The sequence below is a fragment of the Bradyrhizobium sp. LTSP857 genome, from assembly GCF_000938285.1.
Classification (GTDB): Bacteria; Pseudomonadota; Alphaproteobacteria; order Rhizobiales; family Xanthobacteraceae; genus Bradyrhizobium.
In genome coordinates this window covers 245250-263282 of the sequence record NZ_JYMS01000032.1, presented here as the reverse complement: position 1 = coordinate 263282, position 18033 = coordinate 245250, and the positions used below count along the sequence as shown (strand labels likewise).

The window sequence follows — 18033 nt, the reverse complement described above, 5'->3', positions numbered from 1 at the left end:
ATCACCGTCATCCTGGGGTGGCCGCTTCTTTAGCGGCCCTCGAAGGGCGACGGCCCGGCTGGCAGCTCGGCCGTTCATCCTTCGAGGCTCACCTTGCGATGCTTCGCATCGCAAGCCTCGCGCCTCAGGATGACGGGACCAGCGTTCGGATTACTGTAGCCACCTCTACGGCAGCTTGTCGTACCCCTCGCCAAGCCCGTTCAGGCTGAGCGGGAAGCCGATGCCTTCTTCGGGGGTCTCGAAGATGATGAAGGTCGCGGTCTTGGCGCTGCGGAGCTGGCCGAGCAGCTTGTCGTCCATGACCACCTCGGCGACGCAGCCATTGGGCAGGCAGCGGACGAAGCCGGCGCGGCCGACGTCCTGGTTGTCGAGCTTCAGCCCGAGGCCGGAGGGCAAGAGCACGCCGAGGGGGGCCACCACGCGCATCAGGCGGCTCTTCTGGTCGGCGGTCTTCAGCACGATCACGGTGAGGCCGGCATTGGAGCGGTCCTCCGCCACCACGCTCTGGATCAGGGCGCATTGCTCGGCCTGAGCGCCGGGCGGCGTGTCGCAGCGGATCTGCCAGTCGCCATGGACGGAGCGCACCGCGCCCTGCGCATGGGCGAGGCTCGGCAAGGCAAGGACTGGCAAGGCAAGGAGAAGGGCGGCGGCCAGGGGGCCGATCAGCGCCTTAAGGCCGTTAGCCAGCGTTGCCATGCATCTCGAAAGCCCCATCGGGGTCGGTCCCTCTGCTCGCTTGGGTCGCTCGCGCTGGTGGACTGATACGGGAATGACGGCGTCTTGAAGGCGATTCCCAAGCAAATCCCGCGCCGCCTCGGTCCGCCATCGCCGGCACGAATCAGGTTCCTGCGTAACTGCCCGCCAGTGCCTACCGCGAGCAATTCAGCTGTCAAGCCGCGGCATCCCGGGAAACGGTATTTTTGTCTGATGTTGCTGGGAATTATCTTGCGGGTGATGGCAGGCAGACCAAGCCCAAGACTGCATTGCGATAGATCAAGAATTATGGTTTGAGAGGCTTGATTTCGGCGTTTGAGCGATCTGGCCCCAATTCCTCTTAGAGGTATTCTTGAGTGGCAGTTTGACGGACGGGCGGGTCGAATAAGCATTTCCCGGAAATAGGGCAATGCACTTGGGGTGATTTCGTTAGGGGAGCGCGAACGGCATGAGGATGTCGATAGGTCGGGTGGGCCGGCAGTTGCTGGGAATGGCCACCATCGCCTTGGCGGCGGCTGGCGTCACGCTGGCGACGGGCGGCGTGGCATTCGCCGAACTCGGGCAGCCGGAGCCGTGGGAATGGCACCTTCAGGCCTCCGGGTCTCCGGTGATGGACAATATCGTCTGGTTCCACGATTTCTTGTCCGTGCTCATTATCGTGATCACGCTGTTCGTGCTCGCGCTGCTCGTGGTCGTGGTCGTGAAGTTCAATTCGAAGGCCAATCCGGTGCCGTCGCGGACCACCCACAACACGCTGATCGAGGTGGCCTGGACGCTGGTTCCGGTGTTGATCCTGGTCGGCATCTCGGTGCCGTCGTTCCGCCTGCTGTTCCTCGAGCTCGACGTGCCGAAGGCGGATATGACCATCAAAGCCACCGGCAAGCAGTGGTATTGGTCCTATGCCTATCCGGACAACGGCAAGTTCGAATTCGATTCGCTGATGGCTGCGGACAAGCAACCGCGGCTGCTCGGCGTCGACAACGAGATGGTGGTGCCGGTCAACAAGGTGGTCCGGGTTCAGGTCACCGGGGCTGACGTCATCCACGCCTTCGCGTTGCCGGCTTTCGGCGTCAAGATCGACGCCATTCCGGGCCGGCTGAACGAGACCTGGTTCAAGGCCACCAAGACCGGCATGTTCTACGGCCAGTGCTCGGAGCTTTGCGGCAAGGACCACGCCTTCATGCCGATCGCCGTGCGCGTGGTGAGCGACCAGGAGTTCGCCTCCTGGGTCGAAACGGCGAAGAAGAAATATGCGAGCGGCGGCACCAGCACTTTCGCCTCCGCAGCCGGCCCGGCGCAGTAAGCGTCGGGTGAAGGCTCAAGGGACTGAAAGCGACATAAAGGGCGGGACCTCCGAAGGTCCGAATGGGACGCAAGGCAGGATTTGACAATGGCAACGAGCGCAGCGGCACACGGCGATCACGCGCAAGACCACGGACATGACGAGCACGCCCATCCGACCGGATGGCGCCGCTACGTCTATTCGACCAATCACAAGGACATCGGCACGATGTACCTGATCTTCGCGGTCATCGCCGGCATCATCGGTGCCGCGATGTCGGTCGCGATCCGTGCCGAGTTGATGTATCCGGGCGTGCAGATATTCCACGAGACGCACACCTATAACGTCTTCGTGACCTCTCACGGCCTGATCATGATCTTCTTCATGGTCATGCCGGCGATGATCGGCGGCTTTGGCAACTGGTTCGTCCCGCTGATGATCGGCGCGCCGGACATGGCGTTCCCGCGCATGAACAACATCTCGTTCTGGCTGCTGCCGGCCTCCTTCGCGCTGCTGCTGATCTCGACCTTCGTCGAGGGTGAGCCGGGCGCCAACGGTGTCGGCGCCGGCTGGACCATGTATGCGCCGCTGTCGAGCTCCGGCCATCCGGGCCCGGCCGTCGATTTCGCGATCCTGTCGCTCCATCTGGCGGGCGCGTCGTCGATCCTCGGCGCCATCAACTTCATCACCACGATCTTCAACATGCGCGCGCCGGGCATGACCCTGCACAAGATGCCGCTGTTCGTGTGGTCGATCCTGGTGACGGTGTTCCTGCTGCTGCTGTCGCTGCCGGTGCTCGCCGGTGCGATCACCATGCTGCTCACCGACCGCAATTTCGGCACCAGCTTCTTTTCGCCTGACGGCGGCGGCGATCCCGTGCTGTTCCAGCATCTGTTCTGGTTCTTCGGTCATCCCGAGGTGTACATCCTGATCCTGCCCGGCTTCGGCATGATCAGCCAGATCGTCTCGACCTTCTCGCGCAAGCCTGTGTTCGGCTATCTCGGCATGGCCTACGCCATGGTCGCGATCGGCGGCATCGGCTTCGTGGTCTGGGCGCACCACATGTACACGGTCGGCATGTCCTCGGCGACGCAGGCCTATTTCGTCGCCGCCACCATGGTGATCGCGGTTCCGACCGGCGTGAAGATCTTCTCCTGGATCGCCACGATGTGGGGCGGCTCGATCGAATTCCGCGCCCCGATGATCTGGGCGGTGGGCTTCATCTTCCTGTTCACGGTCGGCGGCGTCACCGGCGTCGTGCTGGCGAACGCGGGTGTAGACCGCGTGCTCCAGGAGACCTACTACGTCGTCGCGCACTTCCACTACGTGCTGTCGCTCGGCGCCGTGTTCGCGATCTTCGCCGGCTGGTACTACTGGTTCCCGAAGATGACGGGCTACATGTACAACGAGACGATCGCGAAGGCGCACTTCTGGGTCACCTTCATCGGCGTCAATCTGGTGTTCTTCCCGCAGCACTTCCTCGGCCTGTCGGGCATGCCGCGCCGCTACGTCGACTATCCCGACGCGTTCGCGGGCTGGAACCTGATCTCGTCGCTCGGCTCCTACATCTCCGGCTTCGGCGTGCTGATCTTCCTCTACTGCGTGCTCGACGCCTTCATGAAGAAGGTCCCGGCGGGCGACAATCCCTGGGGTGCTGGCGCCACCACGCTGGAGTGGACGCTGCCCTCGCCGCCGCCCTTCCACCAGTTCGAAGTGCTGCCCCGCGTGCAGTAAGCCATCTTCCGCGGCGCCCGTAACGGGCGCCGCGGCTCTATAACGAAGCAAGCAGGTCTAAGTGTCCGTCCTCGATCAGAACGCAGTCGACATCAATCCCCGGATCTCCGAAGCGGAGGTCGGCGACTACATCGCGCTGTTGAAGCCGCGGGTGATGTCGCTCGTGATCTTCACCGCGCTGGTCGGGATGGCGATGGCGCCCGGGCATTTCCACCCCGTGCTCGCAATCACCGCGCTGCTCTGCATCGCCGTCGGCGCCGGCGCCTCCGGTGCGCTCAACATGGCGCTCGAGGGCGATATCGACGCCAAGATGTCGCGCACGGCGAACCGGCCGATCCCGCGCGGCCGCATCACCCGGCCCGAGGCGATGACGTTCGGCATGACGCTCGCTTTCTTCTCGGTGATGACGCTCGGCATTCTCGTCAACTGGATCGCTGGCGCGCTGCTCGCCTTCACCATCTTCTTCTACGTCGTGATCTATACGATGGGCCTGAAGCGCTGGACCGCGCAGAACATCGTGATCGGCGGCGCCGCAGGCGCGCTGCCGCCGGTGGTGGCCTGGGCCGCGGTGACCGGCACGGTCGACGTCGAGCCGCTGCTGCTGTTCGCCATCATCTTCTTCTGGACGCCGCCGCACTTCTGGGCGCTCGCGCTGTTCCGCTCCGACGACTACGCCCGCGCCGGCATTCCGATGCTGCCCAATGTCGCCGGCCCCGATGCGACGCGGCTCCAGATCCTGCTCTACACCATCGTGTTGATCGCGGTGGCCGCAGCCCCGTGGGCGCTCGGCTATTTCGACGCCATCTACGGCGTTACCTCGCTGGTGCTCGGCGCCGGCATGCTGGTGCTTGCCATCAACGTCTATATCCGCCGTGAGCGCAGCCAATCGCTGCGCGCGACCCGCAAGTTGTTTGCTTTCTCCATCTTTTATCTGTTTGCGCTGTTTGCGACCCTGCTTGGCGAGGTCGTGTACCGGGCGCTTGCTCCGATGGTTGGGGGCGCATGAGAACCGGATGGCTGACAAAACCGAGCCAGATGGAATCGTCCTCACCGAGGCGCAAAAGAAGAGCCGTCGTCAGCGTTCGATTGCGATCGCGCTCGCGCTCGGCGTGCTCGTCGTACTGTTCTTCGCCGTCACCATGGTCAAAGGACCAGCGGTGCTAGTTCGCCCAATGTGAGAGAGATGGATCGAGAGCCCACTATATCGCAGGACGTGACCCCCAAGGCAGCGGTAGCGGTGCGCCGTGGTTTGGGCCGTGACGCGCTGGTCGCCTCGCTCTGCGGCGGCTTGGTCGCGCTGATGGTCGGTGCGTCCTACGCGGCGGTGCCGTTCTACAATTGGTTCTGCCGCGCCACCGGCTTCAACGGCACGACCCAGGTCGCGACCTCTGCACCCGCGACCGGCCCGATCGCGCGAAAAATTGCGGTGCGCTTCGATGCCAACGTCGCGCCCGGCCTGCCCTGGAAGTTCGAGCCGGAGCAGACCGAAGTCGAGGTCAATATCGGCCAGGTCACCACCATCTATTACACCGTCACCAATCAGGCCGCGCGCACCACCTCAGGCCAGGCCGCCTACAATGTCGCGCCGCTGACGGTCGGCTCCTATTTCCAGAAGATCAACTGCTTCTGCTTCACCGAGCAGACCATGGCGCCCGGCGAGAAGCGGGAGATGCCCGTCGTGTTCTACGTCGATCCGTCGATCGTCAACGACCACGACAATGACGGGCTCGGCACCATCACGCTGTCCTACACGTTCTATCCGGTGCGCGATCCGGTGGTGAAGCCGCTCGCAGCCAGCGAGGACGACAAACGCAAGGGAAATCTCTGACCGCCGGGTTCACGCTGCAGGGGTCGGAAAAGGGGATAAGTGCCGAACAGGCACGGGATTGAGGAGAGAGACCGAAATGGCCACCGCGCAAGGCAAGCATCACGACTATCACCTGGTCGATCCCTCTCCGTGGCCGGCGGTCGGCTCCGTCTCGGCCTTCATCATGGCGGTCGGCGCGATCACCTGGATGCACCACATGTTCTCGGCCGCGCCGATCATCTTCGGTGTCGGCACCATCGGCGTGCTCTACACCATGGCGAGCTGGTGGGGCGACGTGATCAAGGAAGCCCAGTACAAGGGCGACCACACCCGGGTCGTACAGATCAGCCATCGCTACGGCATGATCCTGTTCATCGCATCCGAGGTGATGTTCTTCGTCGCCTGGTTCTGGGCCTATTTCAACGCGGCGCTGTTCCCCGGTGATCCCGTTCACGCCACCCGCGAAGCGCTGTTCGGCGGCGTCTGGCCGCCGCATGGCATCGAGACTTTCGATCCCTGGCACCTGCCGCTCCTGAACACGCTGATTCTGCTCACCTCCGGCACCACGGTTACCTGGGCGCACCATGCGCTTCTGGAGAACGATCGCCAGGGTCTGAAGTACGGCCTGATCCTCACCATCCTGTTGGGGGCGACCTTCACCTGCGTGCAGGCCTTCGAGTACAGCCATGCGGCGTTCTCGTTCGCCGGCAATGTCTACGGCGGCACCTTCTTCATGGCGACCGGTTTCCACGGCTTCCACGTGCTGGTCGGCACGATCTTCCTGATCGTGTGCCTGGCGCGCACCTATGCCGGTCACTTTACGCCGACGCAGCACCTCGGCTTCGAGTTCGCCGCCTGGTACTGGCACTTCGTCGACGTGGTCTGGCTGTTCCTGTTCCTCTGCATCTATGTCTGGGGACACGGCGCCGAGACCATGGCCCACGGCGCGCACTGAACCGCGATAGATCGATTGGCAAAGGGCGGCCGCAGGGCCGCCCTTTTGCTTTCCAGCGGCCGAGGCTTCGGCGGAAACTGTGATAGACTTACGCGTCATGAACGAAACGCCCGGCCCCTCCGAGTCTGAGACCACCGTCCTGCAAAGCGCGCTGCGCGGGCTTGCCTGCAAATGCCCGCGCTGCGGCGAGGGCAAGCTCTATGCGGGCTTCCTGACGCTCGCGCCTGCCTGCGACCGCTGCGGCCTCGACTATGCCTTCATCGATTCCGGCGATGGCCCCGCGATCTTCATCATCATGCTGGCCGGCGCGATCGTGGTCGGCTGCGCGCTCGTGGTCGAGGTCAAGTACCAGCCGCCGTACTGGCTGCATGCGGTGCTGTGGCTGCCGCTGATCCTCGCCACCACGCTGCTGCCGCTGCGCGCCATGAAGTCGCTGTTGATCTCGCTGCAATTCCACCACAAGGCGGCGCCGGGCCGGCTGGTCGACCGCGCGAAATGAACGAGACCGCGCGCAAGCCTCGCGTGGCCGGCTTCGCGCTGTTCACGCTGTTCCTGACGGCGGCCTTCGTCGCGCTCGGTGTCTGGCAATTGCAGCGCCGCACCGCCAAGCACGAGTTGATCGCCGCGCTCACCGAGCGTCTTGCGGAGGCGCCGATCGCGCTGCCGCCGCCGGCGCAATGGGCCGGCCTGAACGCCGCACGCGACGAGTTCCGCCGCGTCAATTTCACCGCGACCTACGCGGCCTCGCCGGATGCGATGGTCTATTCGCCCGGCTCGGCCGTGCGCAAGGATGCCTCCGGCCCCGGCACCTGGGCCTTCCTGCCGGCGCGACTGCCGGGCGGCGAGATCGTTGTGATCGATGCGGGCTTCGTCGAGAACACGATGCAGGATCGCGGCGTCGAGGATCGCGCGGTGAAGAAGCTCGTCACCGGGGCGCCCCTCGCGCTCACCGGCTATCTGCGCTTCCCGGAAGCACCGGGCTGGCTCACGCCGGCCGAGAACCACGACAAGCGTCTCTGGTTCGTGCGCGATCATGAGGCGATCGCAAGCGCGCTCGGCTGGGGCGCGGTCGCGCCGTTCTACATCGATCTGGAGCAGCCGGCGCCCGAGAACGGCATCCCGCGTCCGGGTTCGCTCGACGTGCATCTGAAGGACGACCATCTGCAATACGCCATCACCTGGTTCACGCTTGCAGGCGCCCTGTTGATCGCCTTCGCGGTCTGGGTGAGGGGACGGCGGCAGAGTGAAGCGAGCCCGTAGGTTCCCGGACGGAACCCGGAATCGCCCGGGCTTTATTATTCAGCGCATATTCACGAGTGTGATCCTAAGCCGCCTTCGAAATTTTTCGCGGCAGACAGGATTTTCGGCGTGCGCGATTTTGATCAGATGGGACTTGTCGTCGATTGGGTGGATGCCTGCCGGAAAGGCGACCTCGCGACGCTGCTCGACCTCTATGCCGACGACGCCGAGCTCGAATGCACGTGCAACGGCACGCATTTCCTCTATCGCGGCCGGCGCGAGCTCGAGACCTATTGGGGGCCGAGGCTCAGCGCCTTCTCGTCAGCGGGCTTCGGTCTCGAAGAGATCAATCCCGTGCCGCACGGCATCGATCTCGAATATTCCGTTGCGGGCGCATTGCGCATCCACGCCTCGTTTCGCTTCAGCCCGGAAGGCAAGATCCACAGCACGCTTTGCGTGCCCGCGCGGCAGGGCTCGCACGATTGCGGTGCGTGCTAGAGCGTTTTCCAGCGAAGTGGATACCGGTTCGCGTGAAGAAAACGCGTCAAAACAAAAATCTAGAGCTTCCGTTCCGATTCTATCGGAACGGAAAAAGCTCTAGCCGGATACAGGTGCGCTGCGTATCTCCCCGATCGGCAGACGGCAGCGCACATAGGTTCGTTCGTCCGCGCGCAGGAGTGACAGCGATCCGCTGAGCGCGCGCACGCGTTCGTGCATGCCGGTCAGGCCGCGGCCGAAGACATTGTCGGCGGGAAAGCCGCCGCCGTCATCGGAGACTTCGACCGCGAGCGCATCCCCGGCAATGGCTGCCTCCACATGGGCGTTGCTCGCTCTCGCGTGGCGCAACACGTTGGTCAGCGCTTCCTGGATCACGCGGTAGACGGTCTGGGCCAGCGGCCCCTCGATCCCGTTGAGATCAGGATCGATCGTCGCGGTCAGGCCGATATGCGGCGCCTGCCTGCGAAAATTCCGGACCAGCGTCTGCACGCTGGTCTCGAGCCCCAATTCCTCGATGTAGAGCGGCCGCAGCCGGTCGAGGATGCGGCGGTTGGTCTGCTGGAGTGCCTCGACCGATCGCAGCACGTCTTGTGCCGAACTGCCGAGATGTCCCGACGGCGGCATGGCCTCGATCAATGCGACCGTGCCGGCGCGGATGCCGAACAACAGGGGACCGAGCTCGTCGTGCATCTCGCGGGCGAGATCACGCCGTTCGTCGTCCTGGAGCGACACCAGCCGGTGCAACAGCTCGCGATTGTCCTGGCTCAATTGCGCGAGCGTTGCGGCGAGCGCATTGGCCTCCTCGCAGCTCTGCCGGATCTCCGGCGGTCCGCCGACCGGGATCGGCTTTGCATAGTCGCCGCGGCGCATCCGCGTCAGCCCTTCGCCGAGATTTTGCAGGGGACGCAGCGCCGATCCCGCGAAGACATAGGCGATGATTCCGGTGAACCCCGTCAGCACGGCGACGAGGCCGGTCAACGCCAGGAAGCCGACCCATTTCTCGAACAGGTCGGCCGACAGGTCGGGCCGGAACACGATGTCGCCGACGCGCTTGTCGTTGATCATCACCGGTGACGCGGCATTCACGTCCGGGATGGTGAGGAGATCGACAAACCATCGTGGCACGCCATGCGGGTTGCGCAGGGCGTCATCCGCGGGAGAGGCGGGAGCCGCCTCCAGAGAACGGAATTGGATATCCGAGGCAGCGTCCATGGAGTGGACAAAGGCCTCGAGTGTCTGCCGCGGATTGTTGGAGGCCCGCAGGGTGTTGTTGAGGGCGGCCGCGACCATCCTGGTCGAGCGCTGCCCCGGCTCGCTCTCGTCGGCCAACTGGCCGGTCGCGAAGGTCTGGAGCAGCACGCCGCCCATGATCAGCGCGGCGGCGAAGCTGACGCCCAGCGGAAGAAGCAGTTGCGTTCTGAACGGGAGTCGTTGCCACATTAGGTCAATTCTAACGCGCATCTGCGGGATTCTCTCTTTCCATTTGTTCCCGCCGGTCTATGAGTCCAGAGAACAAGTGAGCGCGCGATGCAAGATACTGCCAAGCCGGCGACCAGGGTCCTGATCGTCGACGACCATCCCGTGGTGCTTTCAGGTTGTCGTACCCTGTTTGCGTCCGATCATTCGATCCGCATCGACGAGGCAAGCGACGCCAAATCCGGGCACCGGGCCTATATCAGCAAGCGTCCAGACGTCACCGTCATCGACATCAGCCTGCCCGATGTCTCCGGTTTCGAGCTGATGCGTCGGATCCGCAAGGACGACCCGGACGCCAAGATCATCATGTTCAGCATGAATGACGATCCGGCCTTCGTGGTGCGCGCGGTCGAGCTGGGTGCGCAGGGCTATGTCTCCAAGGGCGACGATCCCCGGATCCTGCTCAAGGCAGTGCGCAAGGTGGTTGCAGGCGACAATTTCATCTCGCCGCAGCTCGCGGAGGCCGTGACGTTCTCGGGCGCCGCAATCAAGGCCAATCCGGCCTCGCAGATGACGCCGCGGGAGCTCGAGATTCTCCGCCTGCTCGGGCGTGGCAACAAGATCGTCGAGGTCGCCGAGGCGCTCGGCATCTCCTACAAGACGGTCGCCAACACCACGTCCCTGCTCAAGCAGAAGCTGGGCGCCAAGAACCATTCCGACCTGATCCGGATCGCGGTGGAAATCGGGATGAACTGACCCGTCAGGGGCCGAACCGGCTGCTCCAGGATGCAGCCGGTTCGGCCGACGGATCGGCATGGCCGGGCGCCCGGGCAATGCGTGGACGACGGCTGACACCATCCGCCGACATAATGGGCCGACGCGATGTTCGTTCCTCGCTCTGTGCGATCAATCGGGAAAAAGCGGCAAGGTGGTCGGGCGCGGGGCTGTCGGATGGGCAGCACAGCCGACGTGTATCGGGAAAAACAGGAACATTCGGCGGCGCGCGCCGTTTTTGTCCTTGACGATCCCATGACAGGCGACGATAGCTCGAACGAACCATTTCTGGGGGCGGCGACCCCGACGACGAAAACCGGGTCTGCACACATCAACGACAGACCTTCCAAGAGGGGGCTGCGGCATCGCCGCAGCCCTTTTTCGTTGGCGGGGAAGCGGTTTCCCGATGCAGCAAAACACTCTATGGTGCCGGGAAGCTTCTGGCTGGAAACTAGGAACATCGTGAAATCAAAGGCTTAAGGCCCCGGATTCAGGCTGGGCCGGCCTTTGGAGGGCAGTTTGACTCGTTACATTTCGACCCGGGGCGAAGCCCCCGAGCTTGGCTTCTGCGACGTGATGCTGACCGGGCTTGCCCGCGACGGCGGCCTCTATGTGCCGGCCACCTGGCCGCAGCTTTCGGCTGAGACGATCGCGGGCTTCTTCGGCCGCCCCTATTGGGAGGTCGCGGTCGACGTGATCCGTCCCTTTGTCGGGGGCGAGATTTCCGACGCCGAGCTCGGCCGCATGGCGAACGAGGCTTATGCGACCTTCCGCCATCCGGCAGTGGTGCCGCTGCGCCAGATGTCGCCGCATCAATTCGTGCTGGAGCTGTTTCACGGGCCGACGCTCGCCTTCAAGGACGTCGCGATGCAGCTGATCTCGCGGCTGATGGATCATGTGCTTGCCAAGCGCGGCCAGCGCACCACCATCGTGGTCGCGACCTCCGGCGACACCGGCGGCGCCGCTGTTGATGCGTTCGCGGGGCTGGAGAATGTCGACCTCATCGTGCTGTTCCCACACGGCCGCATCTCCGAGGTGCAGCAGCGCATGATGACGACGACGGGCGCAGCCAATGTCCACGCGCTCGCCATCGAAGGCAATTTCGACGACTGCCAGGCGCTCGTGAAGGGGATGTTCAACAATCATCGCTTCCGCGATGCGACGTCGCTGTCCGGTGTTAATTCCATCAACTGGGCGCGCATCGTCGCGCAGGTGGTCTACTACTTCACGTCGGCGGTCGCCGTCGGCGCGCCCGCGCGCGCGGTGGATTTCATCGTGCCGACCGGCAATTTCGGCGACATCTTTGCGGGCTATGTCGCCAAGCGCATGGGTCTCCCCATACGGACACTTCGCATCGCCGCCAACGTCAACGATATCCTCGCGCGCACGCTCAAGACCGGGATCTACGAGGTGCGCGAGGTGCACGCAACCGCGTCGCCGTCGATGGACATCCAGATCTCCTCGAATTTCGAGCGGCTGCTGTTCGAAGCAGGCAAGCGCGATGCGGCCGGCGTGCGCCGGCTGATGGATTCTCTGAAGCAGTCCGGGCGCTTCGTGCTGCCCGACGCGACGCTGGCTGCGATCCGCGGAGAGTTCGATGCCGGCCGCGCCGACGAGACCGAGACCGCGGCCGCGATCCGCGCCGCCTGGCGCGAGTCGGGCGAGCTCGTCGATCCCCACACGGCCGTCGCGCTCGCGGTCGCCGACCGTGACACCACCGATACGACCGTGCCCAGCATTGTGCTCTCCACCGCCCATCCGGCCAAATTCCCGGACGCCGTGGAGGCCGCCTGCGGCCAGCGGCCGCTACTGCCGGCATGGCTCGACGGTCTCATGACCAAATCCGAACACATGAAGGTGGTGAAGAACGATCAGGCCGAGGTCGAGCGGTTCGTGCTGTCGGTCAGCCGCGCCGCGAAACAGGGAGTTGCCGGATGAGCGTCGAGATCTCCAAGCTTACCTCCGGCCTGACCGTCGTCACCGACAACATGCCCCACCTCGAGACCGCCGCGCTCGGCGTCTGGGCCGGCGTTGGCGGTCGCGACGAGAAGCCGAACGAGCACGGCATCTCGCATCTCCTGGAACACATGGCCTTCAAGGGCACGACAGGGCGCTCCTCGCGGGAGATCGTCGAGGAGATCGAGGCCGTTGGCGGCGACCTCAATGCCGGCACCTCGACCGAGACGACGTCCTATTACGCGCGAGTGATGAAGGCGGACGTGCCGCTGGCGCTCGACGTGCTCGCCGACATCCTGGCCAATCCCGCCTTCGAGCCTGAAGAGCTCGAGCGCGAGAAGAACGTCATCGTGCAGGAGATCGGTGCTGCGCAGGACACACCCGACGACGTCGTGTTCGAGCATCTCAACGAGCTCTGCTATCCCGACCAGCCGATGGGCCGCTCGCTGCTCGGCACCGCCAAGACGCTGAAAGGCTTCAACCGCGACATGCTGCGCGGCTATCTCTCGACGCATTATCGCGGGCCCGACATGGTGGTGGCGGCTGCCGGCGCCGTCGATCACAAGCAAGTCGTCGCCGAGGTCGAAAAGCGCTTTGCAAGTTTCGAGGGGACGCCGGGGCCGAAGCCCCAGGCTGCCATGTTCGGCAAGGGTGGCACCAAGGTGGTGCATCGCGAGCTCGAGCAGGCGCATCTGACGTTGGCGCTGGAAGGCGTGCCGCAGAACGATCTGTCGCTATTCTCGCTGCAAGTCTTCACCAACATCCTCGGCGGCGGGATGTCGTCGCGGCTGTTCCAGGAGGTGCGCGAGAAGCGCGGCCTCTGCTACTCGATCTACTCGTTCCATGCGCCCTACACCGACACCGGCTTCTTCGGCCTCTATACCGGCACCGATCCCGCCGACGCGCCGGAGATGATGGAGGTCGTCATCGACGTCATGAATGATTCGGTCGAGACGCTGACCGAGGCCGAGATCGCCCGCGCCAAGGCGCAGATGAAGGCGGGCCTCTTGATGGCGCTGGAGAGCTGCTCGTCGCGCGCCGAGCAGCTTGCCCGGCATGTCCTGGCCTATGGGCGGCCACAGACGGTGCAGGAGCTGGTGGCCCGGATCGACGCCGTCAGCGTCGAATCGACCCGCGATGCAGCGCGTGCACTGCTTTCGCGTAGCCGCCCTGCGGTGGTTGCATTGGGCAGTGGCAGGGGTCTGGACACGGCGGTGTCTTTTGCGGAAGGATTGACCAAGGCGCGTGCCAAGGCGCGGCTGCATTAGGAGCCGCGCACGGGAGCCCCGCCCCGGGAAGCATCACCATGGCCCTCTTTCGCCTGCCATCCAGTGGACCTGCCGCCCTCGCCCCGCGCGGCAACGGGCTCTTGCTGCGCGCGCCGCAGATGTCCGACTTTCTGCAATGGGCGCATCTGCGCGAGACCAGCCGCGACTATCTCACGCCCTGGGAGCCGATCTGGCCGTCGGACGATCTCACCCGGTCCGGCTTCCGCCGTCGCCTGCGCCGCTATTCCGAGGATATCGCCGCGGACCGCTCCTACCCCTTTCTGATCTTCCGCGAGCTCGACGGCGCCATGGTCGGCGGCATCACGCTTGCCAATGTCCGTCGCGGCATCGTGCAAGCGGGGACCATCGGTTACTGGGTCGGGCAGTCCCACGGCCATCGCGGCTACATGACGGCGGCGCTGCGGGTGCTGCTCCCGACGCTGTTCGGCGAGCTCAATCTGCACCGGGTCGAGGCCGCCTGCATTCCCACCAATGCGCCCTCGATCCGGGTGCTGGAAAAGTGCGGCTTTTCCCGCGAGGGCCTGGCGCGCCGCTATCTCTGCATCAACGGGATCTGGCAGGACCATTTGCTGTTCGGCCTGCTGCATGAGGATTTCCGCGGCTGAGCCGGGCCTTCCCTGCGGTCAAAGTCAGTCTTTTCCTGCCTCGGTTTTACTGCCTTGGGATCGCCGATTTTGGCGATATAACGCGCATCGAGCCGGTGACGTGCCGGGATGGTGTCATGGAGTACAGGCGTTCATGAAAGAGCTTCGGTCATTGCGGAATGCGCTGCGGCGAGGTCCGGTGATCGCGCTGGCGCTGTCGGTCTCACTGGCAGCCGTCTCGCCGGTCGCGGCACAGTCGCTGACCGACCGCTTCAAGGGCCTGTTCGGCGGCAAGTCGGACGAGCCGACCAAGCCGGCGCCCGCGCCGGGCCAGCCGGCGGCCGATGACGACGTCGATTGTCCTCAGGTCACGGTACGCGCTGGAGCGTCCACCTACGGGGTCGGGGCGACGGGCAAGCCGGCCGTCGGCAATGATGTGCGATTCCAGGCCACCATCACCAAGATGGCGCGCGAATGCACGCGCAATGGAGCCGATATCACGGTGCGCGTCGGTATCCAGGGCCGCGTCATCGCAGGCCCCGCCGGCGCGCCTGCCACGGTCGAGGTCCCCTTGCGCGTCGCCGTGGTGCAGGGCGGCGTCGGCGAGAAGGTGATCGCCTCGAAGGCCTACCGGACCACGGTCGAGATGTCGGAGGGCGGCAGCGTGCCCTTTACCTTCGTCGCCGAGGATTTGTCCTATCCGGTGCCGTCGGCCGCGACCGCCGATTCCTACGTCTTCTATGTCGGCTTCGACCCGCAGGCGCTGGCGCCCGAGCCGAAGGCGCGGGGGAAGAAGAAGTAAGGCAAGCCACACTCTCTGCCGTCATGCCCCGCGAAAGCGGGGCATCCAGTACGCCGCGGCCTCTCTTTTCGTCACGACTGTCTCTGGAATACTGGATCACCCGCTTTCGCGGGTGATGACGTCGAGTTTGCGGTTGTCGTACCAGGTCAACAAAAAAGCCGGCACTCATCGCGCCGGCTTTTTGATTGGTGAGGCGTTCGCCCTCAGTTCAGTTTCTGCCGAACCTCGGTGATGCCCTTGGCGAGCAGATCGTCGGCGACCTGGCCTTTGACCGACTGCGACAGGATCGTGGAGGCGGCCTGGACGGCGGCTTCCGCGGCTGCGGCGCGAACGTCGGCAAGCGCCTGGGCCTCGGCGAGCGCGATCTTGCCCTCCGCGGTCTTGGTGCGGCGGGCGACGAAGTCTTCCATCTTCGCCTTGGCCTCAGTCGCGATGCGCTCGGCTTCGCTCCTGGCGTTGGCGATGATGTCGGCGGCCTCGCGCTCGGCCGAAGCGGTGCGGGCCTTGTAGTCGGCGAGCACCTTGGCGGCTTCCTGCTTGAGGCGCGTCGCGTCGTCGAGCTCGGCCTTGATGCGGTCGGCGCGATGGTCGAGCGCAGTCATCGCCTTCTTGAAGACCCCGAGATAGCCGAACAAGACCATCAGGATCACGAAAGCGATAGCGACCCAGGTTTCAGGATCGAAGAACATATCGATTAACCCTTCAAGGACGCATCAACGGCGGCATTGACCGACGCTGCATCCGGAACGACGCCCGTAAGCTGTTGCACGATCGAGCCTGCCGCATCGGCTGCGATGCCGCGGACGTTGCTCATGGCAGTCGTGCGGGTCGAGGCGATGGTCTTCTCCGCCTCGGCGAGCTTGGCCGCCAGCTGCTCTTCCAGAATCTTGCGCTCGGCTTCCGTCTGCGCATTCGCCTTGTCGCGGGACTCGTTGCCGATGGCCTGCGCCCGCGAGCGCGCCGAAGCGAGCTCACCTTCATAGGCCTTCAGCGCTGCGTCGGACTGGTCCCTCAGCTTCTGCGCTTCGGCGAGGTCACCCTCGATCTTGTTCTGACGCGCCTCGATCGCACCGCCGACGCGTGGCAGGGCGAGCTTGGACACGATCACATAGAGCGCGACGAAGAAGATCGCGAGCCACACCAGCTGTGAAGCATAGGTGCTGCTCTCGAACGGCGGAAAACCGCCACCGTGACCGCCTTCGGCCTCGGTGTGGGCGCCCGCCGCCGGACTTTTCGCCCCGCCATGACTCTCAGCCATGGAGTACTCCTGTTGCTGTCATGCGCGCCGCTTCGGTCGAAGCGGCGCGAAAATTCGTTCTCAGAGCGGAACGAACAGCAGCAGCAGCGCGATCAGCAGCGAGAAAATGCCGAGCGCTTCGGTCACGGCGAAGCCGAAGATCAGGTTGCCGAACTGGCCCTGAGCGGCCGACGGGTTACGAACGGCCGCGGCGAGGTAGTTGCCGAAGATCACGCCCACGCCGACGCCCGCACCGCCCATGCCGATGCACGCGATGCCCGCGCCGATAAGTTTTGCTGCTGCCGGATCCATTTTAGACTCCTTGGAAGAAAGATTGGGTTTTGGGTGGAAATTCCCCGGACCGCTCAGTGTCCCGGATGAATTGCGTCGTTGAGGTAGATGCAGGTCAGGATCGCGAACACGTAGGCCTGCAGGAACGCGACCAGAATCTCGAGAGCGTACAGCGCGACCGTGAGCGCCAGCGGCAGCACGCCGCCGAACCAGCCCAGCGCGCCGAGCGAGAAGCCCAGCATGGCAACGAAGCCCGCGAACACCTTCAGCGCGATGTGGCCGGCCAGCATGTTGGCGAACAGACGGACGCTGTGGGAGACCGGCCGCAGGAAGAACGACAGGATCTCGATGAACATCACCAGCGGCAGGATGTAGCCGGGGACACCGTGTGGCACGAAGATCGAGAAGAATTTCAGGCCGTTCTTGGCAACGCCGTAGATCAGGACGGTGAAGAAGACCAGCAGCGCCAGGGCTGCAGTCACGATCAGGTGGCTCGAGATCGTGAAGGTATAGGGGATGATGCCGACGAGATTCGAGACGCAGATGAACATGAACAGCGAGAAGATGAGCGGGAAGAACTTCATGCCTTCCGCGCCGGCGGTCGAACGGATGGTCGAGGCGACGAACTCGTAGGAAATCTCGGCGACCGACTGGAAGCGCCCGGGAACCAGCTGCGTGCCGCTGGCGAGCATCAGGATCGAGATGATCGCCACCGCCACCAGCATGTAGAGCGATGAATTGGTGAAGGCGATCGTTTGATTGCCGATATGGCCGATCGTGAAGAGAGGCTCGATGTTGAACTGGTGGATCGGATCGATTTTCATCGGCGCGGCATCTCTTGGTCTGCCGGGCTAGCCGGCTGGTCTCGGTCTGCCGGCCGGGCCGGCCCGCACCGGCGAAGCCGATGCGATCATTCCTCTCCTGTGCGGATCGCTTAAGAACCACCGCGCCTGTTTTGACCCGCGCCCGCCGTTCTCACCACATTCACCACGCCGGCCACGAAGCCCAGCAGCAGGAACACGATAAATCCGAAAGGCGACGTCGACAGCAAGCGGTCGAAACCCCAGCCAATCCCCGCCCCGACAACGACCCCGGCGACCAACTCGGAGGATAACCGGAAACCAAGCGCCATCGCCGAGGCTCTGGCCGCTTTGTCTTCACCGTCACCTGCGGGTTGCTCGGTCTTGATGTGGCGGCCGCGAAATTCGGACAACCGCTGATCAAGATTTCCGAGCCGTTCGGAAAGCGCAGCTTCCTCGGGCGATCTATCGCGATCTCCATTCTCGCCGCGTCCCGTGTCTTGAGCCATGCCACGAAGACCCGAAACGCTGCGGTTGAATGGAAATTACGCCCGCCACCCTCAAAAGCCGCGCGGACCATACTGACCGCTCATAATCAAGTCAAGCCAAGTCACGATCGCGTCGTGTTCGATTATGTAGTTGATTTGATTGGTGA

The 18033-nt window shown here is 64.3% G+C and carries 22 protein-coding genes; 15 read left to right on the top strand and 7 right to left on the bottom strand.

The window, feature by feature from the left end; translation table 11 throughout:
- Positions 1–165: 165 nt before the first annotated feature.
- The gene (locus tag UP06_RS22020; protein WP_045005690.1) at positions 166–714 is read right to left on the bottom strand and encodes an invasion associated locus B family protein; all 549 of its coding nucleotides are present in this window, start codon (positions 712–714) and stop codon (positions 166–168) included.
- Positions 715–1162: 448 nt separating this feature from the next.
- Here UP06_RS22020 and coxB point away from each other — a divergent pair, with 448 nt between their 5' ends.
- The 9 genes from coxB to UP06_RS21975 all read left to right on the top strand — a co-directional run bounded on the left by coxB (position 1163) and on the right by UP06_RS21975 (position 8229).
- Positions 1163–2017 carry a cytochrome c oxidase subunit II gene (coxB, locus tag UP06_RS22015; protein ID WP_045005688.1) on the top strand — a complete coding sequence of 285 codons (855 nt, stop codon included), beginning with the start codon at positions 1163–1165 and terminating at the stop codon, positions 2015–2017.
- Between the two features lie 87 nt (positions 2018–2104).
- Entirely contained in the window at positions 2105–3730 is a 1626-nt protein-coding gene (ctaD, locus tag UP06_RS22010) for a cytochrome c oxidase subunit I (RefSeq protein WP_045005686.1), read from the top strand.
- Positions 3731–3791: 61 nt separating this feature from the next.
- Positions 3792–4736, top strand: a complete 945-nt coding sequence (locus UP06_RS22005) for a heme o synthase (RefSeq protein ID WP_045005684.1) — start codon at positions 3792–3794, stop codon at positions 4734–4736.
- 7 nt (positions 4737–4743) lie between these two features.
- Positions 4744–4908: a cytochrome c oxidase system small membrane protein gene (locus UP06_RS22000; RefSeq protein WP_045005682.1), complete on the top strand. Its 165-nt coding sequence runs from the start codon at positions 4744–4746 to the stop codon at positions 4906–4908.
- Between the two features lie 5 nt (positions 4909–4913).
- The gene (locus UP06_RS21995; RefSeq protein ID WP_045005680.1) at positions 4914–5558 is read left to right on the top strand and encodes a cytochrome c oxidase assembly protein; all 645 of its coding nucleotides are present in this window, start codon (positions 4914–4916) and stop codon (positions 5556–5558) included.
- A gap of 76 nt (positions 5559–5634) precedes the next feature.
- Positions 5635–6492: a cytochrome c oxidase subunit 3 gene (locus UP06_RS21990; protein WP_045005679.1), complete on the top strand. Its 858-nt coding sequence runs from the start codon at positions 5635–5637 to the stop codon at positions 6490–6492.
- A 97-nt stretch (positions 6493–6589) separates the two neighbouring features.
- Positions 6590–6991: a DUF983 domain-containing protein gene (locus UP06_RS21985; RefSeq protein WP_045005678.1), complete on the top strand. Its 402-nt coding sequence runs from the start codon at positions 6590–6592 to the stop codon at positions 6989–6991.
- Positions 6988–7752: an SURF1 family protein gene (locus UP06_RS21980; protein ID WP_045005677.1), complete on the top strand. Its 765-nt coding sequence runs from the start codon at positions 6988–6990 to the stop codon at positions 7750–7752. Before UP06_RS21985 ends, UP06_RS21980 begins: the two co-directional genes overlap by 4 nt.
- A 108-nt stretch (positions 7753–7860) precedes the next feature.
- Positions 7861–8229 carry a nuclear transport factor 2 family protein gene (locus UP06_RS21975; protein WP_045005675.1) on the top strand — a complete coding sequence of 123 codons (369 nt, stop codon included), beginning with the start codon at positions 7861–7863 and terminating at the stop codon, positions 8227–8229.
- 99 nt (positions 8230–8328) lie between these two features.
- Here UP06_RS21975 and UP06_RS21970 read toward each other — a convergent pair whose 3' ends face one another.
- Positions 8329–9669 (bottom strand): ATP-binding protein, encoded by a 1341-nt coding sequence (locus tag UP06_RS21970; protein WP_045005673.1) that lies wholly within the window; start codon positions 9667–9669, stop codon positions 8329–8331.
- 87 nt (positions 9670–9756) lie between these two features.
- Here UP06_RS21970 and UP06_RS21965 point away from each other — a divergent pair, with 87 nt between their 5' ends.
- The 6 genes from UP06_RS21965 (at position 9757) to UP06_RS21945 (ending at position 15050) form a co-directional block, all read left to right on the top strand.
- Positions 9757–10401 carry a response regulator transcription factor gene (locus tag UP06_RS21965; RefSeq protein WP_045005672.1) on the top strand — a complete coding sequence of 215 codons (645 nt, stop codon included), beginning with the start codon at positions 9757–9759 and terminating at the stop codon, positions 10399–10401.
- 195 nt (positions 10402–10596) lie between these two features.
- On the top strand, positions 10597–10899 hold the full coding sequence (locus tag UP06_RS40935) for a hypothetical protein (protein WP_156163114.1): 303 nt from the start codon (positions 10597–10599) through the stop codon (positions 10897–10899).
- Positions 10900–10938: 39 nt separating this feature from the next.
- Positions 10939–12357 (top strand): threonine synthase, encoded by a 1419-nt coding sequence (gene thrC, locus UP06_RS21960; protein WP_045005670.1) that lies wholly within the window; start codon positions 10939–10941, stop codon positions 12355–12357.
- Complete coding sequence (locus tag UP06_RS21955) at positions 12354–13643, top strand: M16 family metallopeptidase (RefSeq protein WP_045005668.1); 1290 nt, start codon at positions 12354–12356, stop codon at positions 13641–13643. Before thrC ends, UP06_RS21955 begins: the two co-directional genes overlap by 4 nt.
- A gap of 38 nt (positions 13644–13681) precedes the next feature.
- Positions 13682–14269, top strand: coding sequence for a GNAT family N-acetyltransferase (locus tag UP06_RS21950; RefSeq protein WP_045005666.1), 588 nt, complete (start codon positions 13682–13684; stop codon positions 14267–14269).
- Between the two features lie 133 nt (positions 14270–14402).
- Positions 14403–15050, top strand: coding sequence for a hypothetical protein (locus UP06_RS21945; RefSeq protein ID WP_045005664.1), 648 nt, complete (start codon positions 14403–14405; stop codon positions 15048–15050).
- A 203-nt stretch (positions 15051–15253) separates the two neighbouring features.
- On the opposite strand, the gene UP06_RS21940 is transcribed toward UP06_RS21945, so the two are convergent.
- The 5 genes from UP06_RS21940 to UP06_RS21920 form a co-directional block, all read right to left on the bottom strand.
- Positions 15254–15739, bottom strand: a complete 486-nt coding sequence (locus tag UP06_RS21940; RefSeq protein ID WP_045005662.1) for a F0F1 ATP synthase subunit B family protein — start codon at positions 15737–15739, stop codon at positions 15254–15256.
- Positions 15740–15744: 5 nt separating this feature from the next.
- Positions 15745–16308, bottom strand: a complete 564-nt coding sequence (locus UP06_RS21935) for a F0F1 ATP synthase subunit B (RefSeq protein WP_045005661.1) — start codon at positions 16306–16308, stop codon at positions 15745–15747.
- A 60-nt stretch (positions 16309–16368) separates the two neighbouring features.
- Entirely contained in the window at positions 16369–16599 is a 231-nt protein-coding gene (locus UP06_RS21930) for a F0F1 ATP synthase subunit C (protein ID WP_007599451.1), read from the bottom strand.
- 53 nt (positions 16600–16652) lie between these two features.
- Complete coding sequence (locus UP06_RS21925; protein ID WP_045005660.1) at positions 16653–17402, bottom strand: F0F1 ATP synthase subunit A; 750 nt, start codon at positions 17400–17402, stop codon at positions 16653–16655.
- A gap of 110 nt (positions 17403–17512) precedes the next feature.
- Positions 17513–17887 carry an AtpZ/AtpI family protein gene (locus UP06_RS21920; protein ID WP_045005659.1) on the bottom strand — a complete coding sequence of 125 codons (375 nt, stop codon included), beginning with the start codon at positions 17885–17887 and terminating at the stop codon, positions 17513–17515.
- Positions 17888–18033: the final 146 nt, after the last annotated feature.